The sequence below is a fragment of the Sphingobium sp. genome (assembly GCF_048594625.1).
Lineage (GTDB): Bacteria > Pseudomonadota > Alphaproteobacteria > Sphingomonadales > Sphingomonadaceae > Sphingobium.
In genome coordinates, this window is sequence record NZ_JBMDWL010000070.1 from 1 (window position 1) to 10,977 (window position 10,977).

The 10,977-nt window shown below is 62.1% G+C and carries 7 protein-coding genes and 1 pseudogene; 3 read left to right on the forward strand and 5 right to left on the reverse strand.

What is annotated here, in order from left to right; translation table 11 throughout:
- Positions 1-475: 475 nt before the first annotated feature.
- The 3 genes from ACOJSJ_RS08440 to ACOJSJ_RS08450 all read left to right on the forward strand — a co-directional run bounded on the left by ACOJSJ_RS08440 (position 476) and on the right by ACOJSJ_RS08450 (position 5,425).
- Positions 476-1,267 (forward strand): transglutaminase-like domain-containing protein, encoded by a 792-nt coding sequence (locus ACOJSJ_RS08440; protein ID WP_420144539.1) that lies wholly within the window; start codon positions 476-478, stop codon positions 1,265-1,267.
- Between the two features lie 280 nt (positions 1,268-1,547).
- Positions 1,548-4,553 (forward strand): TonB-dependent receptor, encoded by a 3,006-nt coding sequence (locus ACOJSJ_RS08445; protein WP_420144540.1) that lies wholly within the window; start codon positions 1,548-1,550, stop codon positions 4,551-4,553.
- 116 nt (positions 4,554-4,669) lie between these two features.
- On the forward strand, positions 4,670-5,425 hold the full coding sequence (locus ACOJSJ_RS08450) for a DeoR/GlpR family DNA-binding transcription regulator (protein WP_420144541.1): 756 nt from the start codon (positions 4,670-4,672) through the stop codon (positions 5,423-5,425).
- Here ACOJSJ_RS08450 and ACOJSJ_RS08455 read toward each other — a convergent pair.
- From ACOJSJ_RS08455 to ACOJSJ_RS08475, 5 genes and pseudogenes are all read right to left on the reverse strand, one after another.
- Positions 5,401-6,747, reverse strand: a complete 1,347-nt coding sequence (locus tag ACOJSJ_RS08455) for an MFS transporter (protein ID WP_420144542.1) — start codon at positions 6,745-6,747, stop codon at positions 5,401-5,403. The two genes, ACOJSJ_RS08450 and ACOJSJ_RS08455, sit on opposite strands and share 25 nt — an antisense overlap.
- A gap of 83 nt (positions 6,748-6,830) precedes the next feature.
- Entirely contained in the window at positions 6,831-8,897 is a 2,067-nt protein-coding gene (locus tag ACOJSJ_RS08460; protein ID WP_420144543.1) for a phosphocholine-specific phospholipase C, read from the reverse strand.
- Positions 8,898-9,071: 174 nt separating this feature from the next.
- Positions 9,072-9,452 (reverse strand): alkaline phosphatase family protein, encoded by a 381-nt coding sequence (locus tag ACOJSJ_RS08465; protein ID WP_420144544.1) that lies wholly within the window; start codon positions 9,450-9,452, stop codon positions 9,072-9,074.
- A 19-nt stretch (positions 9,453-9,471) separates the two neighbouring features.
- Positions 9,472-10,419: an alkaline phosphatase family protein gene (locus ACOJSJ_RS08470; protein WP_420144545.1), complete on the reverse strand. Its 948-nt coding sequence runs from the start codon at positions 10,417-10,419 to the stop codon at positions 9,472-9,474.
- 117 nt (positions 10,420-10,536) lie between these two features.
- A pseudogene (locus tag ACOJSJ_RS08475) lies at positions 10,537-10,977 on the reverse strand (TonB-dependent receptor); the annotation flags it as partial.

Below are 10,977 nucleotides of genomic sequence, written 5' to 3' on the forward strand. Positions count from 1 at the left end.
AGGGTCGGTGATCTTGCCCAGACAGTGCGGTTCCATCTGCGCCCATTGGGCGTCCGTCAGTACAAAGCGATCCATCCAGAGTGTGAATCACAACTCCAGCAAAATGGAAATCCTAAATCCCCACACCCCTTAGGGCAGGCCGACTTTCCGATAGGATCGACGGCATGTAACAAAATGTCCGATTTAGCGGGAAATGTGCGAAGTTAAGCGCAGGCGCTGCGCACATTGCCCTGTCCGGATCGACTATCCCGATCGCACCGGGCCGATCATCCGCGCGGGTCGGGCTGGCCGATCAAAGCCCATTTGCGGATGGATAAACATGGATCAATGCGTCCGCATTCCCGCCTGCTAAATGGACATCATTGCGGAAGGCAGGGCCTTGCGAACAGCCTGTGGTCCTTCGATGCTCCACCCGACGGGCTGATTCGCCCTGCTATTTTTGAACCCGTTTCCTCTGATTATCGGACCCATTCCCATGCGCATCGCGATCGAAGCGATCCTCGATTATGAATTTGCCGAACCGACCGATGTCCTGCTGGCGGTGGAGGCGGCGGCGATGCCCGATCAACGCGTCGTCGCCCAGTCGCACATCATCGACAATGCCGGGCCGCTCACCAACAAGGTCGGCGGCAGCGGCATCGGTCGCCGTACCTGGACCCGCACCGGTACGGGCCGGATGCTCAGCACCTATCGTGCAACGGTGGAAGTCGACCGCGCACCCGTAACCATCGCCCATCTCCCCAAAAACCCGCTGCCCAGCCTGCCGGAAGATGTCCTTCCCTTCATCTGGCCCAGCCGCTATTGCGAGGCGGACCGGTTCGGCAGCTTCGTCGGCGGCCATTTTCCCCATCTGGAGGGTGGCGCGCTGGTGCAGGCGCTGGTCGACTGGGTACATGACAATCTCGTCTATGTGCCGGGCAGTTCCAACATCACGACCACCGCTGCCGATACCTTCGTCGCGCAGCAGGGGGTCTGCCGCGATTATGCCCACCTCACCGCCGCGCTGATCCGGTCGCGGGACATTCCCGCGCGCCTCGTCTCCGTCTATGCGCTCGGCCTCGAACCGCCCGATTTCCATGCTGTGGTCGAAGTCTGGCTCGACGGCGCGTGGCAGCTGGTGGATGCCACCCGCCTTGCTCCGGTCGAAACCATGGCCCGCATCGCGGTCGGCCGCGACGCCACGGACATCGCCTTCATGACCATCTTCGGCGGCGCGACGATGAACGCCCAGTCGATCACGGTCGCCCGGCAGGCGGACACAGCATAACGCTTCAGCCTGCAAACGCACCGTAGTCGTTCAAAGGGTTATATAACAGAGGCAGTTTCTGGACGCCTGCCCGCATATCGGACCGACCCTCATCGCCCATTACCGCGTGTTTGGTCCCCACGACCCGTCATCATCACCGGCTATGTTGCTGTCCGATCGCCCCTTTCCACATATGATGTGGATTTTCTGTTGATCTGTCACAAAAGATAAACGCCGCAATCCTAGTGCCCCAATCGCAGCGCCGTTCCACCGCGCTACGTCTTCTAATTGGGGAAATCCGATGTTCCGCTTCTCGCGACTTTCGTCGTGCGCGTCGTTGCGCGCGCTGTTGATGCTCAGTTCCGGCGCACCGGCCGCCATGATCGCCATGCCCAGCGCCAGTGCCCAGGACTATACCAATATCGCCGCTTCGGGCCGGGTGAGCGCCGAAGACGGAACGCCGGTCGCGGGGGCCATGGTGCGCATCACATCGTCGGATCGCGGCGTCAGCCGAACGGCCACCACCGACAGCACAGGCGCCTATACGATCCCGCAGCTGACGCCGGGCAATTACGACGTCACCGTGTCGGCCGACGGTTTCACCACCTATGAAGAAGCGGCCATTCCCCTGACCCGCCAGACGGGTGGCGCGAACAGTTTTCGTCTGGCCCCCGCCGACACCAGCGGCGCGATCGTCGTGACCGGATCGCGTCAGCGCGTCGCGGACTTTCAGGATACGACCATCGGCAGCACCATCGATGTTGGCACGCTGAAGGAACGCGTTCCCATCGGCCGCACCCTGCGCGACGTCATGTTGCTGACGCCCGGCACGGTGCAGGGTTCATCGTCCAATGGCGGCTTTGCCAATCAGGTGTCGGTGGCGGGCGCATCCTTCACGGAAAACGCCTTTTACATCAACGGCCTCAACGTCACCGACTTCGTATCGGGTGGTCAGCCGACCGAAGTGCCCTTCGATTTCTACCAGAGCGTCGAGGTGAAGACCGGCGGCGCCCCCGCTGAATTTGGCCGGGCCACCGGCGGCTATGTCGTCGCCACCACAAAATCGGGGTCGAACGAATATCATGCCAGCGTCACTGGCGTCTGGGAACCGGGCGACCTGCGCGACAGCGCGCCTGCGACCCGCACCACCGATTATGCCCATGCGACGGCCAGCCGCAAGGAACTGATCCTTCAGGCCAGCGGCCCGATCATCAAGGATCATCTGTTCGTCTATGGTCTTTATAATCTGCGTGACATCCGCTCGATGACGCCGCAGTCCAATCAGGACAATGCCACCACCGTCCGCAACGACAGCCCTTTCTGGGGCGGCAAGATCGACGGCTATATTACCGGCGACCATCATTTCGAATTCACCTATTTCAATACCGGCAACGAAACCCGGAATCGCAGCCGGGTGTGGGATCGCACCAGTCATCGATTGGGCGAAGAAACCGGCGGCACCAATGCGCGCGCGGGCGGCGTCAATTATGTGGGCCGCTATACCGGCACGTTTACGCCATGGCTGACGGTATCGGGCGCCTATGGCGTCAACCGGCTGCGTTCGGGCAATCTGCCGCTGGACACGGTCAATTCGCAGGTGGTCGATTATCGCACCGATCCCGCTGGCGTTCAGATCGGCCTCAACAAGGTGACCGACGCCTACAGCAAGACGGACAATCAGCGCGAATTCTACCGGCTCGACACCGATCTCCAGTTCCATCTGCTGGGCGCGCATCATGTCCGTATCGGTTACGACCATGAAAAGGACCGTCAGGAACAGACGTTCGAAACGATCGGCGAAGGGGCGTTCAAAATCTACAACGTCACGCCGGAATCGGCTGCGCGCATCGGCCTGCCGGTCGGCACCCAATATTACACGACCCGCGTCTATGCCCAGAACGGCACGGCGCATGTCCGCAACGAAGCCTTCTATATTCAGGATCAATGGTCGCTGCTGGACAATCGCCTGCGCCTCGACCTTGGCCTGCGCAACGATCGTTTCAGCAATCAGGGCGTGAACGGCGAATCCTTCTTCAAATCGGGTAATTTGTGGGCGCCGCGTCTGGGCGCCGCCTTCGACCCGGTGGGCGATGGCCGCACCCGCATCTTTGGTTCCTACGGCAAATATTTCCTGCCGATGGCGGGCGACATCAACCTGAACGTCGCGGGCAGCCTGATCACCTACACCCGTTACAATCGTTTCAACGGGGTGAGCAGGGAAGGCAATATCCCCGTGGCGGGCGATCCGATCCTGACGGTCGTCAACACCCGCGCCTGCCCGGATACCGGGGTCGCCAATTGCGAAGTGTCGGCGGATGGTTCGCCCTTCAACCCGTCGGGCGTCATCGACGGCAAGATCAAGCCGCAATCGGCCAGCGAATTCATCATCGGCGTGGAACGCCAGCTGGCCGATCATGTCCGCGTCGGCGCGTCCTTCACCCATCGGCGTCTTGGCAATGTGATCGAGGATATTTCGATCGACGCGGGCGCCCGCGCCTATTGCGTGGCGCAGGGTTTTGTCGCGCAGGCCTGTCAGAGCGCCTATCCAGGCGGCAGCCAGTTCGTCATCGCCAATCCCGGCCGCGATGTGACGGTACAGCTCAACCCGCTGCCCGACGGCACGACGCCGACCGCCACGCTCAAGGCATCGGATCTGGGCTACCCCAAGCCGCGGCGCAACTATGATGCGCTGATCCTGACCTTCGATCGCGGCTTCGACCAGCAATGGAGCCTGTCGGCATCCTATACGCTGGCTTTCAACAAGGGGAATTATGAAGGGGGCGTCCGGTCGGAAAATGGCCAGCTGTCAATCAACCGGTCGGCGGACTTCGATTCGCCGGGCTTCGTGAACGGTGCCTATGGCTATCTGCCCAACGATCGCCGTCACAGCTTCCGCGCCTATGGCAGCTATCGCCTGTTCGACATGATCGATCTGGGCCTGAACGCCCTTGTCCAGTCGCCCGCGAAATATAGCTGCATCGGCGCGGTGCCGGTGAATGTGGACGCCTATGCCAATACCTATCATGGCTATGGCTTCTATTGTCAGGGCAAGCTGGTCCCGCGCGGCACCGCCTTCAAGGGCGACTGGCGGACCGAATTCAACCTGAGCGCGGTTGCCCGCCTGCCGCTGGAACGGATCGATGCGACGATCCGTCTGGACGTCTTCAATCTGCTCAATAGTCAGGCGGTGGCTTCCTATAATAATTATGGGGAACTCAGCGACGGGTCGTCCAACCCCGATTATCGGTCGGCCAATAATTATCAGACGCCGCGCTACGTTCGCCTGACCGCGAGCTTCGGTTTCTGATCCTGTCAACTGCGTCGGGACCGGTCATGCCGGTCCCGGCCATTCTTGTCTAAGCCGCCCCCGCCGGGCATGACGCCCGAACGACTGGCCGGAAATGGCGACCGATGGAGAATGCAATGGAAAAAAGATCGCAGCGCCAGCGTGAGATCATGTCGCGCCTGCGCAGCGGACGGACATTGTCGGTCAGCGCTCTGGCCAGCGACCTGTCCGTGTCGGACGAAACGATCCGGCGCGAACTGCGCGCGCTGGAAGATCATGGCGTCATCATCCGCGAATATGGCGGCGCGCGGATGGCCGCCCCGGCGATGGAAGGGCCGCTGCATCAGCGGATGGACGAAAATGCCGAGGCGAAACTGCGCATCGCGCGCGCCGCTGCCGGTCTGGTGCCCGATGGCGCGATCCTCTTCATCGATTCCGGCACGACCAGCTGCTTCATCGCGCGCCAGCTGGTGGATCGCAAATCACTGACGGTCATCACCAATTCGCTGGGCGTCGCCAATGATCTGGGCGGCATCAACAACAACCGCCTGTTTCTGGCCGGTGGTCAGATGGACTATGACTATCGCGCCTTTTCGGACCATGTCGCGCAGGATTATGTACGCGGTTTCACCCCCCATCTGGCGATCTTGTCGGTGGGCGGCATCAGCATCGACCGGGGCCTGATGGATTTCCATCCCGGTGAAGCGGAAATGAGCCGTATTGCCTATGCCACGTCAAAGCGGGTGCTGCTGGGTGCCGATTCATCCAAGTTCGGCCGCTATGCGCTGGTACAGACGGCGGCACTGGCCGAGGTGGATATTCTGGTCACCGATCAACCGCTGAATGACGATTATGCCAGTGCCTTTTCTCATGCCGAAATATTGATCGCCTGACGCAGCGACCTGTGATGCAGGCGCGCCACGCCCGCGATCAGCGCCATTGACGCACCTGCACCGGCCACCCCGGCATGCAGCATCCAGAAGGCCGGGGTGGTCATCCGGTCATAATAGACGCCGATCATCCCGACCCAGAGATGCGCGAAAAAACCGTGGAGATAGAAAAGCCCGGTCCATAATCCGGTCAAACGCCGGGGCGCCATTTCTGCGATCAGGCTGAGGCCCGATGGCCATATCAGCACGATGGCGGCATCCATCAGCAGCAGGTAGAGGATGGTCCAGCCAGCCGATAACGGCCCATGCATCATGCTGCCGGCGGCGAGCAGCATATAGCCCGCCGCGCATGACAGTCCGCCCAGCCAGATTTGCGTCATTGCACTCACGCCCATGCCGCGCCGCTCCAGCATGCGCAGCACCATCTGCCACCCCGCGATCAGCGCCAGCGTGAACAGTCCATCGAGAGAAAGGAACCAAGACACCGGCATCGTCCATCCTGCCAGGGACAGGTCGACCCGCGATCGCGCCCAGATCAGGAAGATGTTGCCAAGCTGCTCATAGGCGGCGAAGCAAAGATAGACCGATGCCAGCGCGACGATCAGCAGGCCCGTTGCGGGAAAGCGGTCGTGCCGCGTCGTGGCCGTCTGCGTCGCCGGTGCAACAGAGGCGATCCCCCTGCCCAGAGCGATATAGAAGGCAAGGCCGACCACGACCGCCGCCGCGGCTACCATCAGCGCGCTGATCGGTTCGGCAAAAGCTGCGACCGCCCCGCAGACCAGCGGTCCGCAGATCGCCCCGGCATTCAGGAAGCCCAGATAAACGGTGTAGCCACGCCGCCGCTGCGCTTCGTCCGCGAACATCTGGCCGACCTGCACCGACAGATTGCCCTTCAACAGGCCGGTGCCGATCGCAAAGGGGAGAAGGCCGACCAGAAAGCTCGCGTCGTTCAGCATCAGCATCAGGCCCGCGACCATCGCCGCGCCGCCGCCCATGACCGTCCAGCGCCGGTTCCCGACCATGTCGCCGATCAGCCCGCCCAGCGGAATGGATAGATAGACCAGCGCGTTGGCATAGCCATATAGCTGCGAGGCAAGGCCCGTCACCGAAACGGGGCCAAACAGTGCCATGCTGACATCGCGCATCATCGCCGCGCCCGCCACATGACGGATATCGCCGGTCAATATCCGGTCGATCAATATCAGGACCAGCAGCGACTTCACGCCATATATGGCGAAGCGTTCCCAGAATTCCGTGGCCGCAACAGCCAGAAATTGCCGGGTCCATAACGGGGAAGGCTGGGCGTCCCGATCGCGTGATGGCATGTCGATAGGCTTCATCGTGCCGCCCGGTATAGGCGGTTCACAACATCATAATGACATTCCCGGCATACCGTGCGCTTGCGCGATCATGCGGAATGAGGGAATGGTGCGACAGGTTCGCTAATGGCCGGGCGGCCATTTTCGACATGACCGGTCAGGCGTATCCTGACGCCGCCGGGCGCATCCAGTTGCAGATCATACCAGCGATGGGCGGCCAGCCTGACCGGGCTGGTCGTTTGGGCCCCGGCCGATACGCGCAGCGTGCCTCGCATGTCGCCATGGGCGCAATGCAGCGACAGTTCGATCGGCTGCGCGTCGCGGTTGACGATGTGCAGCACGCCGTCCCGTTCCATTTCATCCCACACCAGCGCGGCTTCGACATGCGGGGCGTTGGCCGCACCCCGAAAATCGCGCTGGAACCCGTTGGGTCCGCGAACGACCAGCGCGTGGGGCTGATCGGCGCGCAGCGGCCATGTTTCCTGCAATCGGGAATGGGCGGCCACCGTGAAATATCGCCACCCCGGATAGGCGATTTCATCCTGTACGCCGAAAATGATGCCGACCGGCCCGTCATTGACGAAATCCAGCATCAGACCATCGTCCTGCCATGTCGGATTTACGGCGAAGCGGTAGGGCAGGGCGCGTGCCGGGCGCGTACCCTGTTCCTGCGCAGACACCCCGCTGCTGGTCGCGATGGCGGGTGGCGGCGCGCTGGCGCACAATTTTTCGGTTTCCGCAATATAGCTGGCGACGGAAGGAAGGGCTTTTGCCCAGCTGGTGTCCAGTCGGGCTTCCTGCGAAATATCGAAATCGAAGATGGATGTGAGGTCGCCGCAGGCCGCCCGGCGCCATGGCGAGATATTGGGTTCCGCCACGCCAAAGCGCTTTTCCAGAAAGCGCAGCACGGACGTATGGTCGAACAGCTGCGAATTGACCCATCCGCCGCGCGTCCATGGCGAAATCACCATCATCGGCACGCGCGGGCCAAGGCCGACCGGTTCGCCCTGATAGGTTTCGCTGCGCACATCGACGTTGCTGGCCCCATAATGCGGAGCGATGGCGGGCATGGGGGCAGGAATATGATCGAAAAAGCCGTCATTTTCATCATAGTTGAGGATGAAGGCGGTTTTCGCCCAGACTTTCGGATTGGCGGCCAGCGCGGCGATCAGGCTGCTGATCAGCACCTCTCCAAAGGGCACCGGCGCATCGGGATGCTCGCTCATCTGCATCATCGGGACGATCCACGACACCTGCGGCAGACAGTCGGCCGCGACATCGGCGGCAAAGGCGGCGATCAGGTGCCGGGCCTGCGTCTTTTCGGGATCTTCCGGCGCGATGCCGTCGATCCAGTCGACATAGGCGCGACCCCGGCGATAGCGTGACGATTGCCGGTCGAGTTTGCGGAACTCCTTGAAATAGCCCAGGGGATTATCCGAATAGTTGGCGATTTCCTGATAGACGCGCCAACTGACGCCCGCGTCCTCCAGTCGCCCGGCATAGGTGTTCCAGACCAGCCCTTCGCTGTCGTCATCCTTCGCCATGTCCGCGCCCGGATTGGGGTCGCTGCCGCCGTTGGTGACGCAATAGACACCCTCTTGCCCGACGCTCAGGCCGTTGGTGCCGGTGAAATGATACAGGCGGTTGGGACCGGTCGGCCCCTGAAGCGAGCAATGATAGGCGTCGCAAATGGTGAACTGATCGGCCAGTGCGTAATAATAGGGAATGTCGGCGCGGGTCAGGTGCGCCATGGTGAGCGGCCCCTTCTGTTCCGCCCAGCAATCCCAGTTGCGCCAGCGCGCCTGGCTGTCCTTCCAGCTATGGTCGAGGCCAGTGAAGCAGCGCGCATTGCTGCTGTTATAATCCAGCCGAAACGGCCAGGCGATTCGCCCTCCGTCGCGGTCCGCGCGGCGCTGCGCCCAGACCGGCTTGCCCGTCGGCAGCACGACCGGCCGTGGATCGCCAAAGCCCCTGACCCCGCGCAAGGCACCGAAATAATGGTCGAACGACCGGTTTTCCTGCATCAGGATCACGACATGTTCGATGTCCTGGATCGAACCGCGTTCGGGCGCGCGGGTCAGGCCGTTGGCGCTGCCGCCCTGCGCGGCTGCAATGGCCGAAGCGCTGAGAAGAAAAGTCCTGCGATCAACCGTCATATGCGCTCCGCCCGTCCATATTCCGGCTCGCTAGGCGCGGAATATGGAAGGTCGATGACAGAATGCATTTAAATTTTGATCGATGTGGGCATTATTCCATCATTATGTCTGGCGAGACATGGCCGCTTTACATCCTGCGCCTGCCGTCGGCCTGAACCAGTGGCGCTGGACGGGCTATCCCATCCGCAGGGCCTTCGTCAGGTCACTCGGCGGCGGCCCGCCCGCATTCACCCTCGCCTGTTCGCGTTCGACAAGGCCGGGCAATGGCTCCAGTCCCCAGCGTCGCGTGATGAATCGCGCGATGGAGCCGGTGTCATAGATGGTGTGGTCCACCTCGCCAGTGCGCGCATGGGGGGGAATGACGATGGCCGGGATGCGCGTGCCGGGGCCCCAGCGGTCGCCCTTGGGCGGCGCGACATAATCCCACCAGCCGCCATTTTCGTCGAAGGTGACGACGATCATCATCTTCTGCCATTGGGGGCTTTTGCGCAGGGTATCGATGATCGCGGCAATATGCCGGTCGCCTGCATCCACATCCAAATAGCCGGCATGCATGTTGAGATTGCCCGGCGGCTTATAATAGCTGACGGGGGCAGGCGTCCGGCGCCGCGTCCGCCAGGAAATGCTTGGTGCGCGCCGTTTCGCCGACCCCGCCGTTGCGCAGATGGCGGTCCCGTCTGGCCGTGCCGGGTGCGAATTGCTCGAAATAGTTGAACGGCTGGTTATGGGGCTGGAAATTTGGCCGCGCGGGAAAGGCGCTCATGTCGCCAGCGCCCTTGCTCGCCGCGTTCCATCCCCCGGCATACCATGTCCAGTCGACATTGGCCGCGTTCATCATGTCGCCAATGGTCCTGTGTTTTTGGGGCATTAGCGTGCGGGGACTTTGCCAGTTGGCGTATCCCAGCCGCGCATCGTCCAGTTCGTAGGTCGGCGCATAGGGCGGCAGCATGGTGTTCACCGCCCAGAAATCGGGCGTCAGCGTGGTGGGACTGAACCGTACCGGCCCGTCCATGGCGCTGGCAGGCGTATTGGGCATTTGTTTGGGGAGAATGGCGCGCGGGTCGCCCTTCGGCGTCGACAGCGCAAAGGGCGCGTTGGCCAGCGGTCCCAGTGCGTCCTGTCCGATCTGAAATTCGCGATGTTCGACGATCTGCTTGTCCGGAACCATGCCGTCCCAGGTTTTCGGGAGCGTCTGGAGCAGGCTGCCATCCCGGCCGTGCTGGGCCGCGCATTCGGGATTTACATCGGACAGGGGATGTTGCAGGTCCGGAAAGTCGGCGAACAGATTGTTGAAGCTGCGATTTTCGGCGTAGATGACGACTAGCGTGTCGATATTCGCGTGCAATTGCGCATCGGTGACATGCTGCGTTCCGACATGCGCAGCCGACCCGGGCTTTACCGCCTGCGTAACGGTTTCACTGGCGATGCCCGCAAGACCCGCAGCCAGAATTCCGGTCAGCAAATGGCGGCGGTTGGGAGAGGCCAGGGGCTTGTCCGCATCGTCATTTTCAAAAGCCGTCATTCTTCATGGGTTTTCGATCACCTGTGGTCTGAATGCCTGACATGCTGCATGGACGATCTGCACCATGGGCTGAAGGTCTATCTCGCCGGGAGCATGCCCCCGGCGAGATATGCGCGGTCAGAAGCTGACGCGCGCGGTCACGCGGATGTCGCGGCCCGACAGTGGTGCGAAATCCTTCAGGAAGGATGCATGGCGGCGGGCGACAACATCGAAGATATTGTTCGCCGACAGGGCAAAGCTGACCGGACGTTCCGTGCCCCATGGCCGGTAATTGACCTCTGCATTGACCAGCGTGAAGCCCTTCGTATCCGTTTCGAAGTCGGAAATGCGCTTTTGGCTGTCGGTCCATTCCACTTCGCCACGCACATCCACCTTGGGACTGGTGACGCCAAGGCCGCCCAGAACGCGCAACGGCGGAATGCGCGGCGCGGGGCCTGCTCCCACGATCTGCGCATGGACATAGTCGCCCAGCGCGTCGGCGACGAGGTTCATGTCGCCGAACCGGGCCAGCGTGACCGATCCCTGCGCTTCGAACCCGTAATAGCGCGCCTTGGCCTG